The following is a 26,664-nucleotide window of genomic DNA, read 5'->3' as shown; positions in this document are numbered from 1 at the left end:
TCATGTTGTTATTTCCCAGCTTCAGGCTACCTTGCTTTTGGAAAAGCTGACTATGAGGGCGACTACGTATTCCGTTACAGCACCAGCACCTGGCGGATCAGGCCGGAGACCGTGGTAACACCGAGTTTCTTCATTACCCGGCCGCGATGGATTTCGACGGTCCGGTGGCTGATGTCGAGGACGCGGGCGATCTCCTTGTTGGACAGCCCGGCGACGACATTCTCGGCAACCTCGATCTCCCGACGGGTGAGCTGCGGATAGGCCTGTGACATGCGCACGGCGATATTCTTCCTTTCGCGTGCGCGGGTATCAGTCATGGAATTGAGCTGCATCCGGAGCGAGCTTGCCAGAATATTGCGGGCCGTGGCGACGGGTTTTCCACTCTGGGCACTGACTTTCTGCGCCATTTCACCGGAATAGGCCATGCTGTACATGACGATGAAGTCGCAGTTCCGCAAGTTGCTGGTAATATCGTCGATATTGCCGCTGGGGCCGGGAAGGGTATAGCTGACCGACTGGCGGATGGCGGAGCCGTGGGTGAAGATGTTCTCGGTTCCCTGCAGGTCGACGGAATAGATGATACCGACGCGGCAACCGACCATGGAAAGGGACTGCACCCATGCTTCGACAATCGTCTGGCCGTTGAGAAGCGGGGTTTTTGTCACAATGTCATGTTGCAGGCCGGTGCTGACGATGACAATGAAGTCAAAATTTTCCTGATCCAGCTTCTCACAGAGCGCGGCTATCCTCTGTTCCACGAAATCCGCCGAGACAATCTTGTATTCGCCATTCGCGAAACGGGTGTGCAGGGTGATCTGGTTGGGGGAGAGGGGGAGCCGGTCGAATTCTGACGGGTCAATGCCGTCTAGGGCACCGAATTCCTCGATGATGATCTCGGTATCGAGCTGGCGGACGAGCTGCGGCACGATGTCAGGCCGGGGGGCCTGGCCGATCGTGACGAAAGCAATTCTCGGTAGTCGCGCCATCTTTGCTCCTTCGTTGAAAATGCCGTTATAATCGCACTTTTCCGCGAAATTCAAGGCATCAGGAGGGTGTAAGGGCTCTTACGTATTTCATCAATCCGTAACAAGGTTCAAACTTCCCATACTGAATAAATCAATTTTCAGAATATTCGGGGGCAAGTCAATGAGCATGAAAAAGATCAACGGCAAGCGGCTGGCACTGGTAACGATCGGACAGGCGCCCCGCGTGGATATCACCCCGGATATGATGAGCGGTTTCGAGACTGAATACGACATTACCGAGTTTGGGGCACTGGATGGCCTGACAAAGGAGGAGGTCGCCGAACTGGCGCCTAAAAACGGCGAGGCCTGCCTTGTCTCCCGCATGACCGATGGCAGCGAAGTTGTCTGCTCCGCCGAGGAGATCGAGAAACGGCTGGAAACCCTCTTCAAGAAGATCGACCCGGAAAAATTCGACGCAATCCTGATGCTCTGTTCGGGCAAGCTGGACGCGGCGGTTCATACGCTGCCTGTCTTTTCTCCTTATGACACTCTCAGTGCAGAGATTGACGAGCGCCGTGCCGCGAAGAACATGGTCGGCGTCATTTCGCCTCATGCGGACCAGATCGGCAAAATGCAGGAGCATTTCACATCCGAAGATGAGGCGCGCTTCGCTTCGGCGTCCCCCTATGCGGTCGACGAATTCGCTAAGGCGGGCGAGACGCTGAAGGAGACGGATGTCATCATTATGAATTGTATGGGTTTTGACAGCGCCATGGCGGCGAAGGTCGAGGCGGCGGCAAATGTGCCGACGATGACCGTGCGCCAGCTGTTCATGAAGCATGTCGGACAAACATTACGGCAGAAGGCCCCGGCATAAGGGGTCAGGTGGGAATAGAGCCGCATAAAAATCGCGGCAGTGTAGAATTCAACCTGGAGGACGAGAAGATGAATAACCTAAGTAGACGTAGTTTTGGCAGGCTTGTGAAAGTCTGTGCCGTTGCGGGGGTCGCGATGGCGAGCCTTGGGACGGCGACACAAGAAGTCGCCGCGTTCGAGCGGGTCGATGGTGGCAAGATTCTGGTCATCGCCGGGCGCCAGCCGGTCTCGACCCTGGACCCGAGCATCAAATACAACGCCTCCATCCGTAGCCTGCAGCAGGCGCTCTATGATGCGCTGGTGAAATATGACGGCAATCCGCCGGAAGTGAAGCCGTGGCTTGCGGAAAGCTGGGAGCAGAGCGAGGATGGCAAGACCTGGACCTTCAACCTAGTTAAAAATGCCAAGTTCCACAGCGGTAACCCGGTCAATGCCGAGGCGATCAAATATTCCTTCACCCGCACGCTGGAGCTGAAGCAGGGACCGTCCTGGATGCTGTCGGACTTCCTGAAGCCTGAAGGTATCGTGGTTGTTGATGATTACACGGTGCAGTTCAATCTGGAAAAACCCTATGCGGCGTTTCTTTCCTTCATTCCGTGGTGGTACATCATGGATCCAGCCGTTGTGAATGCCCATGTCGAGGATGACGACTATGGTCAGAAATGGATGACCGAGAATGAAGCAGGCAGCGGCCCCTACACGCTGAAACGCTTTGATCAAGGCACGCTCTATGAAGTCGCGCGGGTCAAGGATTACTGGAAAGGCGACGGCGGCTCCAATATCGAAGGGATCGTCTACAAGCTGGTTCGTGAAACCTCGGCGCAGCGCGCAGCACTGATTCGCGGTGAGGCAGATATCGTGCTCGATCTTTCCCCTGACGAATTTGAACAGGTTGCCAAGGCCGATGGGATCAAGACCTCCACCGAGCCGGCGCTGACCGCCTTCGGCCTGAAGTTCAACACCCAGGGCAAATACATGTCCGACAAGAACCTGCGCAAGGCCGTTGCCTATGCCTTCGATTATGACGCGCTGGTCTCTATCTTCAACGGCAACGCCGTCCTGCAGACGAGCCCGTTCACCGATGATATCAAGGGCAAGATCGATGTGCCAGGCATTCCGCGCCACGACATGGAAAAAGCCAAGGAGTATCTGGCGAAATCCCAGTGGCCGGATGGCGGGATCGAGCTGGAATATGTCTATGTTCAGGGCCTCGAGATCGAACGCCTGATGGGTCTTGTGCTGATCGACAAGCTGAAAGGTCTGAATATCACCGTGAAGATGGTGCCGCTGACTTGGCCGAACCTGGTCGCACGTGGTTCATCGGCGGAAACGTCGGCGGACATGATGGCGATCTTCGCAACGCCGGTCTCCACCGATCCAGACGCGGTTGCCTATCAGTATCACCCGGAATCCTGGGGCAAGTACTATGGCACGCATTTCTACGAAAATCCGAAGGTTACGGAACTGATCGAGAAGGCGCGCTATACCACTGACTGGGAAGAGCGGGCGCCGATGTATGCGGAAATCCAGAAGCTGATCGTCGAGGATCAGCCGGAAATCTTCGGCATGATGCGCAAAAGGCTTATCGCCTATCGCGACTATGTCACCGGTTTCTCCTATACGCCGGTCCGTATGACATCGGAAATTGACTATTACGGCTTAGGCATCGGAAAATAACTCCCTTCCTGCCTGTCCTGTCGGATCTATAATGATCCGGCAGGACCCTTTACATGCCTGAGGAAATGACATGCTTTATATGATCGGTAAGCGCAGTATTCTGATGCTCGGCATGCTTCTGGGGCTGCTGATTATCACTTTCACCATTTCCCATGTGGCCCCGGGCGATCCTGCCGCCCTTGCCGCCGGTCCGGATGCGACCAAGGAAATGGTCGAACAGATCCGCGAGAAATACGGCTTCAACAAGCCGCTGGTGGAGCAGTTCTTTATCTATGTGGGGGGCATTTTCGAGGGTAATCTCGGTCGTTCCGTCTATACGACGCGACCCGTGGCGCAGGACCTCATGGTCTATTTTCCGGCAACGCTGGAACTTGTGATCTATTCGATCCTGTTTGCGATTGTTCTTGGCATTCCCATGGGCGTTATCTCCGCCGTCAAACAGAACGGCTGGGTTGATAATATCGTCCGCCTTATCTCTTCTTCCGGCGTCGGGCTGCCGATGTTCTGGCTCGGTCTGATGTTACAGCTCTATTTCGGTTTGCAGCTCGGCTGGTTTCCGCTCGGCGGCCGTCTCGATTTGATGACCGACCCGCCGACGACGATCACCGGCATGTATACGATCGATGCGCTCCTGACGCTGCGTTTCGGCGTCTTTGTCGAGGCGCTCCATTACATGGTGTTGCCGGCGGTGGCGCTCAGTTTTCCGGCGCTCGCCTCCATTGTCCGGGTCAACCGCGCGGAAATGATTGAGACGCTGAGCCTTGATTACGTCACCAACGCGCGGGCGCAAGGCATCTCCCGTTTTCGCATGATTGCAGTCTATGCGCTTAAAAACGCGATGCTACCGACCCTGGCGATCATCGGTTTGCGCTTCGGCTGGATGCTGGGTGGGACGGTATTGATCGAATCCGTCTTTGACTGGCCCGGCGTCGGCCTATACGCGCTGCAGGCCGTTACCGCCTCCGATTTTGAACCGGTCATGGCCGCGACCCTGATCCTCGGCGCCTGGTTCATGCTGACCAATTTTCTCATCGATATCATCTACGGCATACTCGATCCCCGAGTTCGCCAACAGGCATAGAGAGGGGCTGATGACCGACATTATTGACGACGCCGCAGAGCCGACGTTCCGTGAACGTCACGCCAGCACCATCCGTACCTGGCGGCTGTATGCGCGGACCTTTCGCAATAACGGCGCGGCGATGCTCGGGCTGATCATTATCACCGGGTTCATGTTTCTGGTGATCTTCGGCCCGTCCATCGTGCCCTATCCCGAAGACGCCCTTGGCGCAACCCATATCGAGAACAAGCTGCAGCCGCCGAGCGAAAAACATTGGTTCGGTACGGACGAGGTGGGTAATGACGTTTACACCCGCGTGGTTGTCGGCGCCCGTGTCTCGCTGCAGATCGGCCTGATCATCACCGGCATTTCCATGCTGATCGGCGTGCCGCTCGGGATTATCGCAGGCTATGTCGGCGGCTGGGTGGAAGAGTCGATCATGCGGGTGACCGACGTCTTTCTCTCTATTCCCGGGTTGATCCTCGCCATTGCGATTGTCGGAGTGCTGGGGCCGGGGATCGGGAATGCGATGCTCGCCATCTCGCTGGTCTGGTGGCCGGGTTATGTCCGGCTGGTGCAGGCAAAAACCCTCTCGTTGAAGAGCGCGATCTACGTCGATGCTGCCCGGTCCATGGGCGCGAGCAAGATGCGGATTGTCTTCATACATATCCTGCCCAACTGCCTGTCGCCGATTATCGTCAAGGTCAGCATGGATATGGGCATGGCTATTCTCTATGCGGCGAGCCTTGGCTTCCTCGGTCTTGGCGCGCAGCCGCCGTTCCCCGAATGGGGCGCAATGATCAGCGTCGGGAGAAACTATCTGCCGGACTGGTGGTGGTATTCCTTCTTTCCGGGCCTCGCCATCTTCCTGACGGTGCTCGGCTTCAACCTGCTGGGCGACGGCCTAAGGGACATTCTGGATCCGAAGGGGAGAGAATAATGACGGAGCTTCCGGTTCTTGAAATTCGCGATTATCGCTTGAATTTCAATACGTTCGACGGTGTTTATCATGCACTGGACGGCGTTAATCTCGCAGTCGGAAAAGGACAGTCCCTCGGGATCGTGGGAGAGACGGGCTGCGGGAAATCCGTGACGGTCCGGAACGTACTCGGCCTGCTGCCAAGCCCGCCTGCCGAAGTGATCTCCGGCGAGATTCTCTATAACGGCAAGGACATGCTGAAAGTCACACGGGAGGAGATGCAGAAGATCCGCGGGATCGAGATTGCCATGATCTTCCAGGACCCGATGACCTATCTCAATCCGGTGTTCACCATTGGCACGCAGATGGTCGACGTGATTCTGACCCATCAGAAGGCCCTCGATAAGCGCGCCCGAAAGAACAAAAAGCAAGCCCGGGCCCATGCGATCGAGATGCTGCGCAAGGTGCATCTGCCAAATCCGGAGAGCCAGATCGACCGCTATCCGCATGAGCTCTCAGGCGGGATGCGGCAGCGGGTGCTGATCGCCATGGCGCTCTCGGGCTCGCCGAAGCTGCTGATCGCGGATGAGCCGACAACTGCACTCGATGTGACGATCCAGGCGCAAATCCTCGACCTCATCGCGGAGCTAGTGGAGGATATGGGCCTTTCCGTTGTGATCATCACCCATGATCTCGGCGTGGTGGCGAAAGTCTGCGATAATGTCGCAGTGATGTATGCGGGGCAGGTGGTCGAGTATGGCACGATCGAGGAGGTGTTCGGCAATCCGAAGCATCCCTATACGGAAGGGCTTTTGAAATCCATTCCGCATCCGGGCAAACCACCGGAGGAGCTTTATGGCATTCCGGGCTTCCTGCCCAATCTGCTGACCCCACCGGCGGGTTGCCGGTTTCAGGCACGCTGCCCCAAGGCGATGGAAATTTGCGGAACGCCACCGGTAAACCGGAACAACGCGGCCCACGACCGGACTGTGCTGTGTCACCTTTTTGAGGAAGGATTTGCGGATGCTTGAAACCCATGATCTGACGGTCGGCTTCCGGGTCCGCGCCGAAGGCAAGAAAGCCATCCTGACGGCGGTCAACAAGGTTAATATCCGTATCGAGAAGGGCGACGCTCTCGGGCTGGTGGGCGAATCCGGCTCCGGCAAGTCGACGGTGGGGCGGACAATCCTGCATCTGAACAGGGCGACCGGCGGCAGTGTTATGCTTGACGGGCAGGACATCACTCGCCTGAATTCAGCAGATGAAAAGGTTCTTCGCCGCCGGGCGCAAATGGTGTTTCAGGACCCGCACTCGGCGCTGAATCCGCGCATGACGATCATGCGCTCGGTCGCCGAACCGCTGATCCTGCATACGAAACTGCGCGGCGCGGCATTGCGGGAGAAAGTCGGATCGCTGCTGGAAATTGTCGGACTACAGAAGCAGTTCCTTTATCGTTATCCTCATGAGCTTTCCGGCGGGCAGAAACAGCGCGTCTGTATCGCGCGGGCCATTGCGCTCAACCCGGAGCTTCTGGTGCTGGACGAGCCGACCTCGGCGCTCGATGTGTCGGTGCAGGCGCAGATCCTGGAATTCCTGAAAGCGATCCAGAAGGAACTCGACCTCACCTATCTCTTTATCTCCCATAATCTTGCGGTGATTCGTTATGTCTGCAACCGCGTCGCCGTGATGTATCTCGGCCAGATCGTTGAGCAGGGAGACACGGAGGAAGTCTTCAGCAACCCCAAGCATCCCTATACCCGGGCGCTTCTGGAGGCGGTGCCGCTGCCCGAACCCGGGCAACCGAGGCGCAGCAAGCCGCTCACCGGCGATATCCCGAGCCCGCTCAACCTGCCGAAGGGCTGCTTTTTCAATACGCGCTGTGAAAAGGCGATGGCGGGCGTGTGCGACGTGAAGCCGATTCCCAATTTCACCACCGATGACGGACGGCTCGTGCGCTGCGTTCTCTACGATCCGGAAATGCAGCCAAAGGCCGTGGCCGCCGGTTAAATCCGCGCGTTTGAGATATTGCGGACGATCAGCCGCATCAGTTCCCCGCCTGTGGAGACCCCCATTTTTGCAAGCATGCGGGCGCGGTGGATTTCGACCGTGCGCGGGCTGATGCCGAGCTCCGCGGCAATTTCCTTGTTGGCGAGTCCCTTGATCAGATGGTCGAACACCTGACCCTCCCGCTTTGTCAGCTTTTCGAGCCGCAGGCTGAGCGCGCTCCCCTCCAGCAGTTCGGCGCTGGTCGAGGTTTTCCGGCTCTGTTTGAGGATTTTCGCAAGGGTGCCGGAGATGATCCGCCGCATCTGCACCACGGGCCGGCCGGATTCCTGCTTGATCAGCTCCCGCATCCGCCCGTCATAGCCGACGGAATTGAGAACGATGATATCGCAGTCGGCGAGCTTTTTCGCGGCATCGATGAGGGCCGTGTCGCTGAAGGCTGGACCATAGACGGACTTGATCCGGGACGCGCCGAATTCCTTTCCCGGCGCGAGCTGGCCCTTCAGGGGGCGGACCTGCCCGACCTTCTGGCCGGCGATCAGGATCGATTCCATAAACCGGTCGAGAACATTCTGTGCATGGACGACATAGGGGTTGGTGGTACCAAGATCGAAGACACCGGTGGAGGCGATGACCGTCAGGTCGTTAATGCTCTTGCCGCGCCCCTCGCACAGCTCCAGTATCCTGTGGCGCAGCCAGCTTTCCGAGATAGCGACGATGGACCCGTCTTTCAGGCTGGTCGCGATGCCGGTTTCATCGGGCCGGGGTTCCAGTTCCATGATTTCGGCGAACGGCATATCGTCAAGCGCGCCGAGTTCCACCACCTCGACCTTTTCCGGCAGGTCGGCGACGATTTCGTCAATCATGTCCTGTCGTGGTGATTGCCCGGCGGTGATGAAGGTGATGCGTTGCAAGCGGATGTCCTTGTCCTGGTCGCTCAGTATGAGCCCATAGTATATCGCGCCAGATGTCGCGCGCCAGTTTAAAGGAAACATGAAACCGGCCTCTAGGTGCCGCTACGTATTTATGTAAACCAGCGATCGATCTAGGGTTAGGGCATCCTATCGAAACGAGATTGCGAGATTAAAATGGCTGAACAGTTAGGGCACGCATCGACAGCGCAAGGCGAGGAACGCCCGCTTGGAACCGGAGAGCGCTATATCACTGCGGAGGAGGTCGAGGCGCTGGCACTCGGTGCCTGGATACTTGGAACAGGCGGCGGCGGCTCGCCCTATCTCAATCTCCTGAATGTGCGGGAGCTTTACAAGAAGGGGCACCGGGTTGTCCTTAAAGACCCGATGAGCCTGCCCGATGACGCGCTGGTCGCGGTTCTTTCCACGCAGGGCGCGCCGATTGTCGGGATGGAACGGCTGGCGGACCCTGAAAATTCCCTGAAACCGCTGCGTATTCTCGAAGATTATCTCGGGCGCCGGTTCGATGCGGTGATGCCGGTGGAAATCGGCGGCGGCAACGGCATGCTCCCCCTTGCGGTTTCCGCGATTTCCGGCCTGCCGACGATTGATGCCGACAGCATGGGCCGCGCCTATCCGGAAGCCCAGATGACGAGCTTTTCCGCCGCCGGGCTGCAATGTTACCCGCTTGCCATGGCCGATATCCGCGAAAACGAGATCCTCATCAAGACCGCTGACAGCTGGAAATGGATGGAGCGGATCAGCCGGAAAATATGTACCGAGCTGGGGTCCACCGCCTCCACCTGCAAGGCGCCGCGCTCGGGCGCGGAAGTCAAGAAGTTCGGTGTGCTGCATACGACGACGAAGGCGATCAGCCTTGGCCGCGCCGTGTTCGAGGCGCGCGAGAAGCATACCGACCCTGTCGCGGCGATTGTCGAGAATTGCAAGGGCCTCAAGCTGTTCAAGGGCAAGATCACGGATATTGAGCGGCGCACGACGGAGGGTTTCCTGCGCGGGCGCGCCGAACTTGAGGGGATGGATGAGGATCAGGGCAGGCAATTCACCCTCGATTTCCAGAATGAATATTCCGTCGGATCGCAAAATGGCGAAGCCGTGGTGATGACCCCGGACCTGATCTGCGTTGTCGACAGCATCAATGGCGACGGTATCGCAACGGAGACCATCCGCTATGGCCAGCGGGTCACGGTGCTGGCGCTTCCGGCGCCGGAAATCTTCCTCACCCCGCGCGGTCTTGAGCTTGTGGGCCCGCGCGCCTTCGGGTTTAATTTCGATTATAAATCAGTATTTTAAGGGAATAATCTCATGCAACGCATTGGCATTGATGTCGGCGGTACAAACACGGATGCGGTTCTCGTCGATCAGGACAAGGTGGTTGGTGCGGTCAAGACCCCGACGACCCGGGATGTCACCGGCGGCGTGCGCAAGGCGCTCGAAGACCTCATTTCGCTTGTCGGGCCGGAGGCGAAGAACGCGAGCTCCGTCACCATCGGCACCACCCATTTCCTGAACGCGGTGGTCGAGCGGCGGCGGCTCAACAAGGTGGCGGCGGTGCGGCTGTGCCTGCCCGCCTCCGCGAGCCTGCCGCCCTTCGTCGACTGGCCCGAAGATGTCGCTGCTCTGGTCAATGGCGGGCGCTATCTGGTGCAGGGCGGCCATGAATATGACGGGCGGGAGATTGCCCCGCTCGACGAGGCGGAACTGTCCCGCATCGGCAGGCAGATCGCGGCGGATGGCATCACCTCCGTCGGGATCAGCGCCGTCTTCTCGCCGCTCAATACGGAATTCGAGGAACGGGCGCGGCAGATTATCGAGACCGAATGCCCCGGCGTGCGGGTCACCTGTTCGCACAGCCTTGGCCGTCTCGGCCTGCTGGAACGCGAGAACGCGACGCTGCTCAATGCCGCGCTTCTGGACCTCGCGGAAGAGGCAACGGATGCCTTTCAGCAGGCCCTCGAACAGCTCGGTATCACTGCGCCGCTCTATATCGCGCTCAATGACGGGACGGTGACGAATGCGGAAATGACGCGGAAGTTCCCGGTCTACTGCTTTGCCTCCGGCGCGACCAACAGTATGCGCGGCGCGGCATTCCTGTCGAGGATCGAGAATGCCATCGTCTGCGATGTCGGCGGGACGACGACGGATATCGGCAGTCTCGTCAACGGTTTCCCGCGCGAGGCCAACAGCACCGTCACCGTCGGCGGGGTACGGACCCTGTTCCGCATGCCGGACCTGATTTCCATCGGCATCGGCGGCGGCACGCGCATTCATGACGACCCGCTTGATGTCGGGCCGGACAGCGTTGGATTTCGCCTGACCGAGGAGGCGCGGGTCTTCGGGGGCTCGCAACTGACGCTCACCGACATTGCGGTTTCGAAAAAGCTGATGGCGGCGGGGGACGCATCGAAAATCGCCGATCTTGATCCGGCATATGTCGAGAAGGTGCTGGCCATCGTGCATGATCGGATCGCCAGCAATGTTGACCGGATCAAGACGGAGGCGGCGGATGTGCCGCTCATCGCGGTCGGCGGCGGCGCACCTTTGATCCCGACAAAAATTCCCGGCATCTCGCATGTCCATCATGTCGAGAATTATTCCGTCGCCAACGCAGTCGGGGCGGCCATCGCCCAGATCAGCGGTGAGGCGGACCAGGTGTTCCAGGGTCTCAGCCGCGATGAGGCGCTGGCCGAAGCCCTCAAAATCGCAGGAGAGCGGGCCATCCAGTCCGGCGCAGCGGAAGGCACTCTCAAAACCATCGAGATGGAGGATTTGCCCATCGCCTATATCCCCGGCCATGCTATCCGGGCAAGGGTGCGTGTCATCGGTGATATCGCGGCGCTTTCGGGATCGTAACCCAGAAAATTCTTATATTCGTCACTCGGAGTTTCAAGGAGTTATTTATCCGAAGCGGAAAATGAAAAAGGCAAGCCTTCTATTGAAATGATTATAGGTATTGCTGATTATTTCACGCACTTAAATGTCCATTGGCTACTTACTGGCGAAGGTTCGTTTCTTAGTCCAGTAGCGTATGATGAAGATGGATGGAGTATCCCGAGAGAATGTCATTTAGATTATCGTTGTTTGCTTAATGTTTTTACGCTTATTGTGGAGAAGTTGGGAGAAGACTGACTCATTCGACAAAAGGGTCCGCAATCAGGAAAAATATCTATAACCTATTGAAAACTATGAATTTCATATTGAGGACCCTTCAATATTCATGAAAATCAATAACTTAACTCCATTTCATGGAAAAATAGCTCCATCCGAATCTATCTAATATGGAAAAATAAAAGAATCCGGATCATAGGTCACTGGGGAGGCGTTATTGATCTCCTGGCCTGGAACAAATCAAAAACAATTCCTATTTTCCCTTAATTAACAAGCATATATAAAGTTCTTGCAAATAAGAACAAAACATGTACATTTATGGCAGTTGCATCCGCTACAGACCTATGGAATAAGGGGAGATCGATGGTAAATTCAGCTCTGAAACTCGTTGAAGCAGGTGGCATGGACAAGAAAAAAGCGTTGGAAGCAGCCTTGAGTCAGATCGATCGGGCCTTTGGTAAGGGATCGGTCATGCGGCTCGGCCAGCAGGAGACCCTGGATGTGGCGGCGGTACCGACCGGATCGCTCGGTCTTGATATCGGACTCGGAATCGGTGGACTCCCAAAGGGGCGCGTGGTTGAGATTTATGGACCGGAAAGCTCCGGTAAAACTACCTTGGCGCTGCATGTGGTGGCGGAAGCGCAGAAGCAGGGCGGAACTTGCGCCTTCATCGATGTGGAACATGCGTTGGATCCGGTTTATGCCCGCAAGCTTGGCGTGGATGTGGATGAATTGCTGATATCGCAGCCGGATACGGGAGAGCAATCGCTGGAAATTACCGATACGCTGGTCCGCTCTGGCGCGATTGACGTTCTGGTGGTTGACAGTGTCGCGGCACTGGTGCCGCAAGCGGAGCTGGAAGGAGAGATGGGGGATACCCATGTCGGGCTGCAGGCACGGCTAATGAGCCAGGCTTTGCGGAAACTGACTGGTTCCATCTCGCGCTCCAACTGCATGGTGATTTTCATCAACCAGATCCGCATGAAGATCGGGGTAATGTTCGGCAGCCCGGAAACAACATCCGGCGGGAATGCCCTGAAGTTCTATGCGTCCGTTCGGCTTGATATCCGCCGGATTGGGCAGATCAAGATCAAAGATGACATTGTTGGCAACCAGACCCGGGTCAAGGTCGTGAAGAACAAGGTGGCGCCGCCGTTCAAGGTGATCGAGTTTGACATCATGTATGGCGAGGGAATCTCGAAGACGGGTGAAATTCTCGATCTGGGGGTCAAAGCGGAGATTGTCGAGAAATCCGGCTCCTGGTATTCCTACGATAGCCAGCGCATCGGGCAGGGACGGGAACAGGCAAAAATTTTCCTGAAGGAAAACCCGGATATTGCCAAGGCAATTGAGCAGAAAATTCTGGCAAATGCTGGTGTCCTCTCAGAGGTGCTGCAGGGTAATCCGGAAAGCGATACCGCTCATGATGAACTGATGGCGGATGATTGATACGACATCTTCATGAATCTATAAAAAGCCGGCCCTGAAGGCCGGCTTTTTCTTTGAAGCAGTCTGAAAGCTAATCAGGCCATTTCTTTTTGCAGGTTCGCATCCAGTGCATCGAGGAACTGGTTCGTGGTCAGCCATGGCTGATCGGGGCCGACCAGCAGCGCGAGGTCTTTCGTCATCTCACCGCTTTCCACAGTTGCGACGCAAACCCTCTCGACGGCCTCGGCGAACTTCTTGAGCTCCTCATTATTATCGAGCTTGGCACGATGCAGAAGGCCGCGCGTCCAGGCGAAAATGGAGGCAATGGGGTTGGTCGAGGTTTCCTCGCCCCGCTGATGCATCCGGTAGTGGCGCGTCACAGTTCCGTGGGCGGCCTCGGCTTCGACAGTGTTGCCGTCCGGGGTCATCAGAACGGAGGTCATCAGGCCAAGGGATCCGAAGCCTTGTGCAACCGTGTCCGACTGGACATCGCCATCATAGTTCTTGCAGGCCCAGACATATTTGCCAGACCATTTCATGGCGCAGGCGACCATATCGTCGATCAGGCGATGTTCATAGGTTAGGCCGCGCTTGTCGAACTCTGCCTTGAACTCATCCTGGAAGACTTCCTCGAAGAGGTCCTTGAACCGTCCGTCATAGGCTTTCAGGATGGTGTTCTTGGTCGAGAGATAGACCGGCCAGTTCCGGTTGAGGCCATAGTTCATGCAGGCCCGCGCAAATCCGCGAATGGAGTCATCCAGGTTATACATGCTCATGGCAACGCCACCGGAAGGGAAGTCAAACACTTCGAATTCCTGGGCTTTTCCGCCGTCAGCAGGTTCGAACTTCATGGTCAGTTTGCCAGGGCCCTTTACAACCTTGTCCGTTGCGCGGTACTGGTCGCCGAAGGCATGACGGCCGATAACGATGGGATCTGTCCAGCCCGGAACCAGCCGCGGCACGTTAGAGCAGATGATGGGTTCGCGGAAGACGGTACCGCCCAGAATGTTGCGGATTGTGCCGTTGGGGGATCGATACATCTTTTTAAGGCCGAATTCCTCGACCCGCTGTTCATCCGGCGTGATCGTGGCGCATTTGACGCCGACACCGTATTTGATAATGGCGTTTGCCGCATCGACCGTGATCTGGTCATCGGTTGCGTCGCGTGCTTCCATCCCGAGGTCGTAATATTTAAGATCGATATCCAAATAGGGGAGGATGAGCTTGCTCTTGATAAAGTCCCAGATGATCCGGGTCATTTCGTCGCCATCCAGTTCCACGACTGGATTTTTGACTTGAATTTTTGGCATATCGACGTCCTTCTTAGCCTATGGGTTATTTGTTCTGCGGCTGCAAAATATCACTGACGGCGAACTGTGCAAGCGCATCCGTCAAAAAAACTGGGTTTTATCGCTAGAATTTTGAAATATCGGCCCTGAATTCCGCCTCCGGCTCGTTCATAAGGGTTGGAATGATCTCCTCCAACCGTTCGACTACAGTAAAAAACTCGCGCGCTTCCGCCTCGACGAATCCTGCATCGATCATATGGTCCATAAGATCGAGCAGCGGTTGCCAGTACTTCTTGTGATTAACCAGCAGGATCGGCTTGTCATGCAGGCGAAGCTGACGCCATGTGATCATTTCGAATGTTTCATCGAGGGTTCCGAGCCCGCCCGGCAATACAGCAAAGGCATCGGACATCTGAAACATCATTTCCTTGCGGGCATGCATGCTGTCGACAACATGGAGCTCTGTCAATTTCTCGTGACCAACTTCAATATCATGTAGATGACGAGGGATAATCCCGATAACCTGTCCATTAGCCGCAAGTGTGGCATCGGCGATGACGCCCATCAGCCCGACGTGACCGCCGCCATAGACAAGCCGGATACCATTTTCGGCGAGTGCTTGTCCGAGGGACTTGGACGCGTCAATATGAGAGGGGTCCGTCGGCATCCGCGAGCCGCAGTAAACGCAAAGGGAAGATATTTTGGTCATAGATCAGACTATATTGGTAAAATACGGAATATGAGAAATATATTTGCCGTCATTGTTTGCTGTTTCCCGATCCTTGCGTCAAGTTCTGCTTTCGCGGGAGAAGCGGATGTGACTGACGTCAAGGTAGTGAAAGTTGACGCTGACGTCTTCCGGTTCAGTGTGACCGTTCGTCATGCCGATGAAGGATGGGAGCATTATGCGGATCGTTGGGAGGTTCTCGATATGAACGGAAACAGTCTTGGCAGCCGGGTGCTTATGCATCCCCATGTAAACGAGCAACCCTTTACCCGATCCATGACGCTATCCCTTCCGATGAATGTGAAAGAGGTACGCGTTCGGGCACACGACAAGTTGCACGAATACGGTGGTGAGGAGATGGTTGTCGCGGTGCCGGATTAATTGGACCTCTTGGGAAGCCGGCAAGATAATGCTATGATTCTGTTTATAAGATTTAACTGCAAGGGAGTGATGAGATGAGAGTAATGCTGACCAAAACCGCAATTGCCGTGCTGGCGGGCGGTGCTATGTTCCTTGGGATTGCCAGCGCGCATTCCGAATCCACAGGAAATAAAGAAGCGGACTTCCGGATTGCCGAAATGAAAAAACTTGGCGGCAATATGGGCGCCATCGCCAAGGTCGTCAAAGGGGAGGCGAACTATACTGAAGCCCTGATTGACAATGCGAAGGAAATTTCTGCAATCGCGGCAAATATGGCGAAACTCTTTCCTGAGGGCTCCGGCGTTGAAGCCTCTCGCGCCAAACCTGAAATATGGGATGCTCAATACGCAGCAGATTTCCAGGAGGATATAGACGCTCTCCAGGCTGCCAGTACGCAGCTGGTTGTCGCGGTTGAATCGGGGGACGTTGCGATGATTGGCGCGGCCTTGAAAGAAACCGGCGGCACCTGCGGCGGTTGCCATAAACAATTCCGTAAACCGAAGGAATAATTAGCGGTTGGTTTTTGGGGTGATCTTTCAAAAAGGACAAAAGCGACCTTCGATAAGAAGGTTCGCTTTTGCCCTTCTTGGTGCCACGGCGATCCTGCTGACTATTGGAGCAAACGATAGTCCGGCCCAGGAGGACGAGGATAAGGGCGCTTATCTTACGGCGGCCGGTGGGTGTTACGGCTGCCATACCGATATAAAGAACGGTGGCAAGCCGTTCGCTGGAGGGCGACCTCTGGAAACTCCGTTCGGGATTTTCTATACACCGAATATAACGGCCGATCCGGGAACGGGTATTGGACGCTGGACGGATGAAGAATTCCTGAAAGCCCTTAAAGAGGGGTTAGGGCCGTCCGGTCATCCCTATTTCCCCGCTTTTCCCTATACCAGCTATACCAAGATGACAGATGAGGACGCGCTTGCGATCAAGGCGCATTTGATGTCTCTGGCGCCAGTTGTTCTGGAGAACAGGCCCCACGACGTTTCTCCTCCATTTTCCTGGCGTTGGCTGCAATGGGGCTGGCGCCTTCTCTTTTTTGATGAGGGTCCTTATGTGCCGCCCTCCGATGCGACAGAACAGGTGGCCCGCGGAGGGTACCTGGTGGATGCTTTGACCCATTGCGGGGAATGTCATACGCCGCGCAATTTTCTGGGCGGGTCGGACAAAAGCCTTTATCTGGCCGGTGCGGCAAATGGTGCGGAAGGGGAATTGGTGCCCAATATTACCCCCGATGATGCCACCGGGATCGGAGATTGGTCAGAAGGGGATCTTGTCAGTTTCATGAGTGATGGCATGATGCCTAATTTTGATAATGTACAAGGCTCGATGGCCGAGGCAATTGATCACAGCCTGTCCAAACTAACGGAAGAAGACCGCGCCGCGATTGCCGCATATTTGAAAAGCATTCCGCCAATAGAAAATAAGGTTAAACGGTCCGATCCCTGAATTTCCATGAATTTTACTAAAGATTGCGTGAACAGCCTCAGACGTTCATAATAGCATCATATAAGGTTAATTGAGTGAGGCTCCGGTGCGCGTATTTGGTATCCTGGCAATATTGCTGCTTTTGGTGGCTGGTCTGTTTCTCTACCGTAGTGACATTTTCTCCGGTTCTGTGCCGCAAGGCCCAATTGAGTCGGCTCCTCCTTCAGCGACAGCAACTGGCGGTGAGGGGACGGCGACAGAAGATAAGACAGCCGACAGCTCGACAGAAAAGAACACGAAACAGGCTTCCGTCTCTTCCGCCACGGTCATTGACAAGGAACTTGACGATGAGTCAGAGACCGAGGGCCAGAAGATGGCGCTCCTGCGCCCCAGTTTCGATGTTATCCGTATAGACCGCAATTGTGATCTTGTTGCGGCGGGGCGGGCGGTGCCGAACGCGGCGGTGGAAATATACATTGGTAGTGAAAAAGTGGGCGACGCGACAGCGTCCAAGAATGGCGATTGGGTCTTTATCTCCAGCAGGCCGCTTCCTTCCGGCTCGCAGACGGTTAATCTCAGCGCGCAGAATCCGGATGGCCAGCAGCTGGAATCCGGCACTCTTGTTGTCATGAATGTTCCCGATTGCACAGTCCCACTTGAACAGCGGGCGCCCGCCATCGCGATGATGGTCCCGAAGGAAGACATCCAGAAGACGGACGACGGTCAATCCGTTAAGCTCTTACAAGTTCCCGAGGCGAAAGGAGATGTTTCCGCCGCCAAGGAACTCTCCCTTGGCTCGGTAAACTATGATGACAAGGGCACGCTGGGGCTGTCGGGGCGGGGGCTGCCGGGAAACAGTGTCGTTATTTATGTTGATAACAAGCCGGTCGGTACGGCTAATATTGACGCGGACGGCAATTGGGAGCTTGTGCCGGATCAATCCATTCCCGCGGGCAATCATACACTCCGTATTGATCAATTGGATACAGCCGGGAAAGTTATTTCGCGTGTCGAACTTCCCTTCCAGAAAGCCCCGGCAAGCGATGTCGTCCTTGCACAGGCAAGTGGCGGACTAAGTGCTATTGTCCAGCCGGGGAACAGCCTGTGGCGTATTGCCCGGCGTGTCTATGGTGAAGGGATGGAATATACTGTGATCTATCAGGCCAATCAGGACCAGATCCGTGATCCCGATCTGATTTTCCCGGGGCAGATTTTCAACCTTCCGGGCAAGCAATAGAGCGTAATCCAGCCTCCGGAATGTGGCCACGGTCACAATTATCCGATCAAAACAGAATTCCCGTCTTTAATCGCCAGCTATTACGCTATGTTAGCAAGACTTGCAGCCACAGCGGATAGAATATGAGCAGCCAGAAATTCGACACGCATTCGCACCAGGAAAGACGGAGTCACTTTGCGACCCTGCGGTCTCTGATTGAGTATCTTTGGGTTGAAGGACGGCGCGATCTGAAGTTTCGTGTTGTTCTGGCGTTTACCCTGCTGGTCATGGCCGAGGTGGCGTCCGTTTACACACCATATCTGATGAAATTTATCGTTGATGACCTGACCGGTGATGTGAACCCGGTTGTCCTCATGCCGCTGGGGCTGATTGTCGCCTTCGGGGTCGCCCGCGTTTTGACGCAGTCCTTTTCCGAGTTGCGCGATGCGGTGTTTGCCAAAGTCGGGCAGCATGCTATCCGTCAGGTGGCGCTGAATACATTTCGGCATTTGCACCGGCTTTCCTTGCGTTTTCATCTCGACCGGCAGACCGGCGGTTTAAGCCGGGTGATCGAGCGGGGCACGAAGGGGATCGATTTCCTGCTTCGCTTCATGCTTTTCAACATTGTCCCGACGGTCTTGAAAATCCTCTTTATCTGCGGAATATTGCTTGTTGAATATGGCTGGCTGATGTCGCTGATCACTTTCGTTACGCTGCTCGGCTATATATATTTCACCCTGGCGGTCACGGAATGGCGGTTGAAATATCGGCGGACCATGAATGAGAAGGACAGCGAAGCCAACACCAAGGCGATTGATAGTCTGCTGAACTTTGAGACCGTGAAATACTTCGGCAACGAAGACCATGAAGCGCGCCGGTTCGATCGGGCGCTTGCTTCCTATGAGACGGCGGCGGTAAAGAGCAATACGACGCTCGCTTACCTCAATATAGGACAGGGGTTGATTATCAGCTCCGGATTGGTCGCGGTGCTGCTACTCTCGGCGAAGGGGGTGGTTGACGGGGAATATACGGTTGGTGATTTCGTGGCAATTTATGGATTTTTGATGTTACTGATGCAGCCGCTTAACTTTCTTGGCTTTGTCTATCGGGAGATTAAGCAAAGTCTGGTCGATATGGAGAAGATGTTTGAGCTGCTGACCGTCTCCCGCGAAATCGACGATGCGCCGAATGCGGTACCGTTGGTACCTGGCGGAGGCGAGATTGAATTTCACAATGTCGATTTCGGCTATGGAGCGGATCGGCAGATTCTGCATGGTGTGTCTTTCAAGGTCCCGTCCGGCAAGACCACGGCGATTGTCGGCCCGTCGGGAGCGGGTAAATCGACCATTTCGCGCATCCTTTTCCGCTTTTATGATGTCGATCGGGGCAAGGTAACCATCGACGGGCAGGCGATTGACGAGGTGACGCAGGATTCCCTTCGCGCGGCTATCGGAATCGTGCCGCAGGATACGGTTCTCTTCAACGATACGATTCGGTATAATATTGCTTACGGGCGGCCGGGCGCTAGCGAGGCGGAAATCGAAGAGGCGGCGCGACTTGCAAGCATCGACGGTTTTATCGAGAAACTGCCGGACGGATATAATGCGATGGTGGGGGAGCGTGGGTTAAAGCTCTCCGGCGGCGAAAAACAGCGGGTTGCCATCGCAAGGGCGATATTGAAACAACCGCGAATACTGCTCTTTGACGAGGCAACGTCGGCGCTTGATTCCCATACGGAGAAGGAAATCCAGGCAAGCCTCGCTGAAGTGTCAAGAGACCGCACGACCCTTGTCATCGCCCATCGCTTGTCCACCGTCGTGGAAGCAGATGAGATCATTGTGCTTGAAAACGGGCGGATTCAGGAGCGGGGCCGCCATCATGATCTTTTGGCGCAAGGCGGAAAGTATGCGACCATGTGGGCTCGCCAACAGGAAGCGGCGAACTATCAGGAGAAACTTGAGCAAATCAAGGATTAGGCGTTAGAATTCGGCTGTTGGTAACGCACTTATCTTTTTGTTCTTTTTGACGCTAACATGCGTTATGACCTAGGTTCAGTATCAGACCGCGTGGTGAAGGGACTCTATTATGGATACGTTAAAATCAGTATTGGTGCCTATAAACAAGGAAGGGCATCGGTTTATCGCCATATTTGCGGCGATTACCCTGGCGCTGTTCCTATTCACCTGGCCACTTCTGGGTTGGATTGGGGTAATCCTGACGCTGTGGTGTGTATATTTTTTTCGTGACCCTGACCGGAATGTCCCGACGCGGGACGGCCTGATCGTCAGTCCGGCCGACGGCGTCGTGCAGATGATTGAACGCGCCGTTCCGCCGGAGGAGCTTGGCATGGGCCCCGATGCCCGCCTGCGCGTCAGCATCTTTCTCAATGTCTTCAACGTTCATGTCAACCGCGTACCGTTAGGCGGAACAATCATCCGGCAGGTTTATCGGCCCGGCAAATTTCTCAATGCGGCGCTCGACAAGGCGTCGGAGGAAAATGAACGACATGCGGTCCACTTGCGCGATGAGAAGGGAAATGACATCGTTTTTGTCCAGATCGCCGGTCTGGTTGCACGGCGTATCGTCTGTTATCTTACGGATAGTCAGGAAGTAAGAACGGGGGAGCGCTTTGGCCTGATCCGGTTTGGCAGCCGCACCGACATTTACCTTCCGGACGGAGTGGAGCCGCTTGTCGGACTCGGTCAGTCAATGATTGGCGGGGAAACGGTCATCGCTGATCTCCATGCGAAAAACGAGGCGCCGATGGCAGTGGAGGTCCGCTAAATGCCTGTACAACGTCGTCGCCGCCTGCGGTTTATGCCGCTCAATTCCCTGATCCCGAATATATTGACGATGCTGGCGCTTTGCGCAGGTTTAACGTCGGTTCGCTTTGCGCTCGACGAAAAGTGGGAAATGTCGGTGATTGCGATTCTGGCGGCCGGGGTTCTTGATGGCCTCGACGGACGGATGGCGCGGCTGTTGAACAGTGCCTCCAAATTCGGGGCGGAGCTCGACTCACTTTCTGATTTTGTCAGCTTCGGTGTTGCCCCTGGTTTGGTTCTATTCCTCTGGACGCTTGAGAGCGGGCTCGGTGGTGTCGGCTGGATTATCTCACTGATTTTTACGGTTTCCTGCGGCCTTCGGCTGGCGCGATTCAATTCGATGCTGGAGGAAAAACAACCCGCCTGGGCGAGCCGGTATTTTACGGGTATCGCAGCGCCGGCAGGGGCGTCGATTTCGCTGCTCTTTATGGTCATCAGCTTTTATACCGGTGATGATTTCTTCCGCTCTCCCATTCTGAACGCGGCCTGGATGCTGTTCATGGCCTTTATGATGGCGAGCCGTATTCCGACCTTTTCGATAAAGCGGATCCGTATCGCCCGGCGCTTTATCATGCTGATCCTGCTTCTTGTCGGCGGTCTGGCGGCGGTGCTGGCCAGCTACCCCTGGCAGCTGTTATCACTCATCGCCATTATCTACATGGCAACCATTCCATTCTCCATTCTGAGCCATCGGCGCTTGCAAGAACAGGAGGCACGGAAGGCGTCCAGTCCAGAAGAAGATGATGAAACTGCGGCCGATGATAGCGATGATGACAGGGACAAGGAAGCCGGGGACGCCTGACTGGGTCAGGCCTCCCCGCTCTAGTTAGGCTGGTGCTATTCCGCTGGCTCGGGATGTGCTGCTGTATTCCTTTTCTCTGCTTTGCGAACACGTCGACGCTCCAGAGCTCCGTTTACATTCGCGCCTAGCATCAGAAGCGCCGGAGTCATCACGAGCGTCAGCAGCGTTGCGAAGGTCAAGCCAAAGGCAACCGCTGTGGAAAGCTGAACCCACCATTGGGAGGAGGGGGCCCCAACCACAACGCCCCGGCTGATAAAGTCGATATTGATCTGAAGCGTCATTGGTAACAGCCCGAAGATCGTCGTAATGGTTGTCAGCAGCACCGGCCGAAGACGTTGGGCGCCGGTACGAAGAACCGCCTCCATCGCATCCATGCCTTGGCGATGCAGATGCGTATAGGTATCAATCAGCACAATGTTGTTATTCACGACAATCCCTGCCAGTGCAATCACACCAACCCCGGTCATGACGATGCCAAAGGGCTGTCCGGTGATGATGAGGCCAACGAACACACCGATGGTGGACATAATCACGGCCGTCAGGATGAGGAACGCGTGATAGAAGCTGTTGAACTGCGTCACCAGAATGATCGCCATGACGAAGAGAGCCACGGCAAAGGCTTTTCCTAGGAATTCTTGTGCCTTTTTCTGTTCTTCGTCCTCGCCTTTGAAAACGTAAGAGACTTCCGGATCGATATTGGCCTCATTTTCCATCCATGCCTGAATTTCCTTTACTTTTTCGTCAACAAGGACGCCTGCCACCACATTCGCCTTGACGGTCATGATCCGCTCCCCGTCGGCGCGGTTTATATTGCCGACCTTCTGACGTGCCTCCCGCTTGACGAAGTTGGAAATGGGAACCATGCCGTTCTCGGTCATGACCCTCAGGCTGTCCAACTGGTCCATGGTTCTCTTGTCATCGGGAAAACGTAATCGGATATCGATTTCATCGTCCGCATCATTGGGGCGGTATTCATCCGCCTTGATCCCGTTCGTCACAAGCTGAATGGTTTTGCCAACCGTTTGAATATCCGCGCCAAACCGTCCGGCCTGTGCCCGATCCACCGTAACCTGCCATTCAATGCCGGGAATGGGACGGCTGTCCTCGATATCGATCAAGTCTTTTACGTTATTCTCGAGGTGATTACGGATCTTTGCTACCTCGGCCGGTAAAAGCTCAGGATTACGGGACGACAGCTGTATCTGGACGTGCTTTCCCGTTGGCGGGCCGTTGTCGGGCTTGCGCGTTTCAACCATTATGCCGGTAAGATGCTGCGTTCGTTCGCGGATATCCTCGAAAACCTCATCCGCCGAGCGACGCTCCTGCCAGTCCTTGAACTCGATCTGGATGGTGCCGATTACGTCTTCCGATACATCCTGCTGCCCTTGCGCCGGGCTGCCCGTTCGGGTGTAAAGTGCTTCAAAATCATCAAGTTTCAAGACTTCGTTTTCGACCTGCCGGACCAGTGTATCCTTCTCATCAGTCGACATGTTGCCGCGTGCGTGAATATAGACAAGCGCCATTTCCGGCTCGACCTTCGGAAAAAATTCGACACCATTTCCATGGGTTGCGTAATACATTTGTACGCCAACCAAGGTAGCCAAGCCGACCAGCACAATTTTCAACGGATGGCGCAAACAGACAGAGAGAAACCGGACGTAGCGACCGGTAAAGCCACCGATGGAGCGAATATCGCCAGTCTCTGCCGCCGCGAGCGCGGCAAGCGTATTGGAGTTGGTTGAGCCGGCCCGGCCGAAGACCGACCCGAGAGTAGGCACAAAAATAAGAGCCATCAGAAGGGAGCCGGTCAGCGTCGTGATCAGGGTGAGGGGGAGGTACTTCATAAACTCCCCGACAACGCCCGGCCAGAACATCAACGGCATGAAAACCGCGAGGGTTGTCGCTGTCGAGGCGATGATCGGCCATGCCATACGCTTGGCCGCCAGGCTGTAAGCTTCCTTTTTGTGGATGCCTTCGGCCATTTTCCGGTCGGCAAACTCTGTCACAACGATCGCTCCATCCACCAGCATCCCGACGGCGAGAATCAGGCCGAACAGGACGACGATGTTAATGGTCAGGCCAAACAGATACATATACAGAATGCCGATCAGGAACGACCCCGGAATAGACAGTCCGACGAGGCCCGCTGTGCGCACGCCAAGCGCGCTGATCACCACGATCATCACCAGGATAATTGCACTGATGATGTTGTTCTGAAGGTCAGACAGCATTGTCCGGATATCGCCGGAGCGGTCCTGCGTATAGGTGACAACGACATTTTCCGGCCAGTATTTCTTCTCTTCGGCAACCGCGCGTTTCACATCCTCAATCGTTTCGATGATATTCTCGCCGACCCGTTTTTTGATCTCCAGCGCCACTGCCTGTCGGCCATTGAGCCGGGCATAACTGTCTGCATCCTTGAACGTACGGCGTATCTCCGTCACATCCCGGAGAGTAACAACGCCATCGTTATTGACCTTCACGGGGATATCGAGGACATCAGCAGCGGTCTTGTAGAGCCCGGGCACCTTGATGGAGAAACGCCCCTTGCCAGTATCCATGGAGCCCGCGGCAATCAGTTTGTTGTTCGAGACAACTGCATTTGCGAGTTCGGCGTTTGAAATCTTGTAGCTTTCCAGCTTAACAGGATCAATGATGACTTCGAGAACTTCTTCCCGGTCTCCGCCGATATCCGCCTCCAGAACGCCGGGAAGGCCTTCAACCCGATCTTCAAGGTCCTTTGTCAGTTTAATAAGAGTGCGCAAGGGGACATCGCCCGACAAGGTCACCACAATGACTGGAAACAGGGCGAAGTTCACTTCGTTGACGGTCGGATCATCCGTTTCCTGTGGTAGCTCGGTCTTGGCCAGATCGACTTTCTCCCGGACATCCTGAAGCGCCTTGTCAACATCGAAACCGGCATCAAACTCAAGCGTGACGGAGGCATGCCCCTCTGATGCAACCGCAGTCATTTCCTTCACCCCCTCGATTGAGCGGAGTTCCAGTTCCATCGGACGGATCAGCAATCGCTCTCCATCCTCCGGGGAGATGCCCTCATGGGTCATGGAGACATAGATAATCGGGATGTTGATATCCGGATCGGATTCTTTCGCGATATCGATATAGGCATACGCCCCGGCGACAAGAATAAGCAACAGGGCGGAGATGACCGTCCGGGCGCGGCCGATGGCGGCGTCAATTATGGCATTCATTGGGATGCCTCGGCGACATAGAGGTCAGGTTGCACTTTATCCCCGTCGCGAACAAAATCCTGCCCCACGACAATCAGCCTGACTGTCTCCGGCAGGCCCTGCACCCAGATCCCATCGGGCGTATCGGCAAGAATCCTGACAGGATAAAATTTGACCATGTTCTCAGCGTCCACGGCCCGGAGGCCGAGAACGCCAGAATCATTCAGTGTAAGATAAGCCGGGGAAAGAAAATGCGCCTCGACTGAATTTGTTTTGAAGGTAATTTCCGCAGTAACGCCGCTTCGCAGCTTGTACCCCTCATTCGGAACCTCAAGCTCAACCCGAAACGTCCGTGTTTCAGGGTCTGCCATGCTGCCGATGAACTTGATTTCACCTGTCACCGTTTCGCCCGTCACAAGCTTCGCGGAGCCTTCACCGCCAACGGAGATATCGCCGACCTGAAGTTCAGAGATCTGTCCCGTGATCAGCAGCGGATCGCTTTCGACAATTGTCGCAATGGTATTACCGTCCTTGACGAAGTCCCCGACTTCGGCATTTCTCTCCTCGATATATCCATCGAAGGGGGCATTGATCACAAGATCGTTAAGGCGGATTTTCATCGCCGTCACTTGCGCGTTGGCACTATCGAGAAGAGCCTTGGCGCTTGCCAGTGTGGTATCAGCGCTAAACCCCTTCTTATTCAGCTTTTGAGAGGCGTTATATTCTATTTCCCGCTGCCGGACGAGGGCCTGGGCCTCCTGCAGGCGTGCTTCATTGTCTTTTACATCGAAGCTAGCGATGCGGTCACCGGTTTTGACGCGGTCACCATCATTTACATGAACCTTTTTGACCCGCCCGGAAATTTCAGCTTTCAATTCGACGACCCGGTTTGCTTCTGTCTTGCCATGGACGATAATTTCTCGCTGCCGTGGCTGAGCCGTGAGGTTGAGATAACGCACGCCCATGACTTTATGGGTGTTTTCCGCTTCCTTGTTGCTTTCGGTGGATTCTTCTGCGTTTGTCGCGGCGGAGGCATCTCCCGCGCCGTTCGTCTTATCACCGCCGGTGTTGAACTGTCCGGACGCAATCCAGGCCGTCACGCCAAGGGCGATGACAATAGCAATGATGATTGAGCGGTTCACAGTGATACCTCTTTGTTGTCGAGTATGTCCAAGTTTACATTATTCAGCGGCACGAGTTCCCATAAGGGCATCGGCTTCCAGCAGGTGGCGGTTTTCCTGCAGGTAATCAATTTCCGCCTGATACACGGCGCGGCCATAACCGCACAGGAACTGCTCCCTGTCTGTCGGGAGATCGGCGCAATCACTATTCATAGACTCAATCTTGCGCTGACTTTCCAAAATTCTTTCATCTATGAGTTCGGCAATTGTCGCCGCGGGCAGCAGATGAGCGAACATCAACGTGACCAGAAATTCGGAACGAAACCGATCCGACGCCGGTTTTTTCATGATTTCATTCAGGAATTTATATCGGCCAGATGACGTTATTGAGTAAATCTTCTTGTCGGGGCGCTTTTCCTGAGCAAAGGCCCGGCAGGAAACGAGCCCTTCCTCCGTCAGCTTGTTGAGCGACGGATAAATGGAGCCGTAACTCGCATGGAACATTAATCCCAGCCGTTCCTCGAATGTCTTTTTGATTTCATAACCCGAGGCATCTCCCATTGTGAGGATGCCAAGGCATAAGGTTCGAATATCCATAAAGTCGCTTATTCCAACAGATTTTCGGGATTTATAACTTTCACAGACCCGAGAGTTGCCATATATTTCGAAAGAAAATATA

General features: G+C 55.4%; 23 protein-coding genes. 16 read left to right on the top strand and 7 right to left on the bottom strand.

Annotated elements, in window-relative coordinates; all coding sequences use genetic code 11:
• Positions 1–74: 74 nt before the first annotated feature.
• Entirely contained in the window at positions 75–986 is a 912-nt protein-coding gene (locus AACZ19_RS13905; protein ID WP_339634973.1) for an AroM family protein, read from the bottom strand.
• Between the two features lie 160 nt (positions 987–1,146).
• Here AACZ19_RS13905 and AACZ19_RS13900 point away from each other — a divergent pair, with 160 nt between their 5' ends.
• From AACZ19_RS13900 to AACZ19_RS13875, 6 genes are all read left to right on the top strand, one after another.
• The gene (locus AACZ19_RS13900) at positions 1,147–1,842 is read left to right on the top strand and encodes an AroM family protein (protein WP_339634971.1); all 696 of its coding nucleotides are present in this window, start codon (positions 1,147–1,149) and stop codon (positions 1,840–1,842) included.
• Between the two features lie 68 nt (positions 1,843–1,910).
• Positions 1,911–3,518, top strand: coding sequence for an ABC transporter substrate-binding protein (locus tag AACZ19_RS13895; RefSeq protein ID WP_339634970.1), 1,608 nt, complete (start codon positions 1,911–1,913; stop codon positions 3,516–3,518).
• A gap of 70 nt (positions 3,519–3,588) precedes the next feature.
• The gene (locus tag AACZ19_RS13890) at positions 3,589–4,599 is read left to right on the top strand and encodes an ABC transporter permease (RefSeq protein ID WP_339634968.1); all 1,011 of its coding nucleotides are present in this window, start codon (positions 3,589–3,591) and stop codon (positions 4,597–4,599) included.
• A gap of 10 nt (positions 4,600–4,609) precedes the next feature.
• Entirely contained in the window at positions 4,610–5,518 is a 909-nt protein-coding gene (gene nikC, locus AACZ19_RS13885) for a nickel transporter permease (protein WP_339634966.1), read from the top strand.
• On the top strand, positions 5,518–6,528 hold the full coding sequence (locus tag AACZ19_RS13880; RefSeq protein WP_339634964.1) for an ABC transporter ATP-binding protein: 1,011 nt from the start codon (positions 5,518–5,520) through the stop codon (positions 6,526–6,528). The genes nikC and AACZ19_RS13880 overlap by 1 nt, the downstream gene beginning before the upstream one ends.
• Complete coding sequence (locus AACZ19_RS13875) at positions 6,521–7,504, top strand: ABC transporter ATP-binding protein (RefSeq protein WP_339634962.1); 984 nt, start codon at positions 6,521–6,523, stop codon at positions 7,502–7,504. Before AACZ19_RS13880 ends, AACZ19_RS13875 begins: the two co-directional genes overlap by 8 nt.
• Here AACZ19_RS13875 and AACZ19_RS13870 read toward each other — a convergent pair.
• On the bottom strand, positions 7,501–8,496 hold the full coding sequence (locus AACZ19_RS13870) for an AroM family protein (RefSeq protein ID WP_339634960.1): 996 nt from the start codon (positions 8,494–8,496) through the stop codon (positions 7,501–7,503). The two genes, AACZ19_RS13875 and AACZ19_RS13870, sit on opposite strands and share 4 nt — an antisense overlap.
• Before the next feature lie 93 nt (positions 8,497–8,589).
• Between AACZ19_RS13870 and AACZ19_RS13865 the strand changes: the two genes are divergently transcribed.
• The 3 genes from AACZ19_RS13865 (at position 8,590) to recA (ending at position 12,987) form a co-directional block, all read left to right on the top strand.
• Positions 8,590–9,723, top strand: coding sequence for a DUF917 domain-containing protein (locus AACZ19_RS13865; protein ID WP_339634958.1), 1,134 nt, complete (start codon positions 8,590–8,592; stop codon positions 9,721–9,723).
• Positions 9,724–9,735: 12 nt separating this feature from the next.
• Positions 9,736–11,283 carry a hydantoinase/oxoprolinase family protein gene (locus AACZ19_RS13860; protein WP_339634956.1) on the top strand — a complete coding sequence of 516 codons (1,548 nt, stop codon included), beginning with the start codon at positions 9,736–9,738 and terminating at the stop codon, positions 11,281–11,283.
• Positions 11,284–11,901: 618 nt separating this feature from the next.
• Positions 11,902–12,987 carry a recombinase RecA gene (gene recA, locus AACZ19_RS13855; protein ID WP_339634954.1) on the top strand — a complete coding sequence of 362 codons (1,086 nt, stop codon included), beginning with the start codon at positions 11,902–11,904 and terminating at the stop codon, positions 12,985–12,987.
• 74 nt (positions 12,988–13,061) lie between these two features.
• Here the strand turns inward: recA and AACZ19_RS13850 are convergent, their stop codons facing one another.
• Complete coding sequence (locus tag AACZ19_RS13850) at positions 13,062–14,276, bottom strand: NADP-dependent isocitrate dehydrogenase (protein WP_339634952.1); 1,215 nt, start codon at positions 14,274–14,276, stop codon at positions 13,062–13,064.
• A 103-nt stretch (positions 14,277–14,379) separates the two neighbouring features.
• Complete coding sequence (locus AACZ19_RS13845; RefSeq protein ID WP_339634950.1) at positions 14,380–14,964, bottom strand: TIGR00730 family Rossman fold protein; 585 nt, start codon at positions 14,962–14,964, stop codon at positions 14,380–14,382.
• A gap of 108 nt (positions 14,965–15,072) precedes the next feature.
• Here AACZ19_RS13845 and AACZ19_RS13840 point away from each other — a divergent pair, with 108 nt between their 5' ends.
• From AACZ19_RS13840 to AACZ19_RS13810, 7 genes are all read left to right on the top strand, one after another.
• Positions 15,073–15,363 (top strand): hypothetical protein, encoded by a 291-nt coding sequence (locus AACZ19_RS13840; protein ID WP_339634948.1) that lies wholly within the window; start codon positions 15,073–15,075, stop codon positions 15,361–15,363.
• Positions 15,364–15,437: 74 nt separating this feature from the next.
• Positions 15,438–15,911 (top strand): cytochrome c, encoded by a 474-nt coding sequence (locus AACZ19_RS13835; protein WP_339634947.1) that lies wholly within the window; start codon positions 15,438–15,440, stop codon positions 15,909–15,911.
• A gap of 19 nt (positions 15,912–15,930) precedes the next feature.
• Complete coding sequence (locus tag AACZ19_RS13830) at positions 15,931–16,854, top strand: cytochrome c (RefSeq protein ID WP_339634945.1); 924 nt, start codon at positions 15,931–15,933, stop codon at positions 16,852–16,854.
• Positions 16,855–16,939: 85 nt separating this feature from the next.
• The gene (locus AACZ19_RS13825; RefSeq protein ID WP_339634944.1) at positions 16,940–18,070 is read left to right on the top strand and encodes an Ig-like domain-containing protein; all 1,131 of its coding nucleotides are present in this window, start codon (positions 16,940–16,942) and stop codon (positions 18,068–18,070) included.
• 122 nt (positions 18,071–18,192) lie between these two features.
• Positions 18,193–20,025 (top strand): ABC transporter ATP-binding protein/permease, encoded by a 1,833-nt coding sequence (locus AACZ19_RS13820; protein ID WP_339634943.1) that lies wholly within the window; start codon positions 18,193–18,195, stop codon positions 20,023–20,025.
• 109 nt (positions 20,026–20,134) lie between these two features.
• Positions 20,135–20,833 (top strand): phosphatidylserine decarboxylase, encoded by a 699-nt coding sequence (locus AACZ19_RS13815; protein WP_339634941.1) that lies wholly within the window; start codon positions 20,135–20,137, stop codon positions 20,831–20,833.
• Entirely contained in the window at positions 20,834–21,673 is an 840-nt protein-coding gene (locus AACZ19_RS13810) for a phosphatidylcholine/phosphatidylserine synthase (RefSeq protein WP_339634939.1), read from the top strand. It begins immediately after the preceding gene.
• 35 nt (positions 21,674–21,708) lie between these two features.
• Here AACZ19_RS13810 and AACZ19_RS13805 read toward each other — a convergent pair whose 3' ends face one another.
• The 3 genes from AACZ19_RS13805 to AACZ19_RS13795 are packed head-to-tail and all read right to left on the bottom strand — an operon-like array spanning position 21,709 to position 26,582.
• On the bottom strand, positions 21,709–24,885 hold the full coding sequence (locus AACZ19_RS13805; protein ID WP_339634937.1) for an efflux RND transporter permease subunit: 3,177 nt from the start codon (positions 24,883–24,885) through the stop codon (positions 21,709–21,711).
• Complete coding sequence (locus AACZ19_RS13800) at positions 24,882–26,006, bottom strand: efflux RND transporter periplasmic adaptor subunit (protein ID WP_339634935.1); 1,125 nt, start codon at positions 26,004–26,006, stop codon at positions 24,882–24,884. The genes AACZ19_RS13805 and AACZ19_RS13800 overlap by 4 nt, the downstream gene beginning before the upstream one ends.
• A gap of 39 nt (positions 26,007–26,045) precedes the next feature.
• Complete coding sequence (locus tag AACZ19_RS13795) at positions 26,046–26,582, bottom strand: PadR family transcriptional regulator (protein ID WP_339634933.1); 537 nt, start codon at positions 26,580–26,582, stop codon at positions 26,046–26,048.
• Positions 26,583–26,664: the final 82 nt, after the last annotated feature.

This window comes from uncultured Sneathiella sp. (genome assembly GCF_963973085.1).
GTDB lineage: Bacteria > Pseudomonadota > Alphaproteobacteria > Sneathiellales > Sneathiellaceae > Sneathiella.
This window is presented reverse-complemented; position numbering and strand designations above follow the sequence as displayed.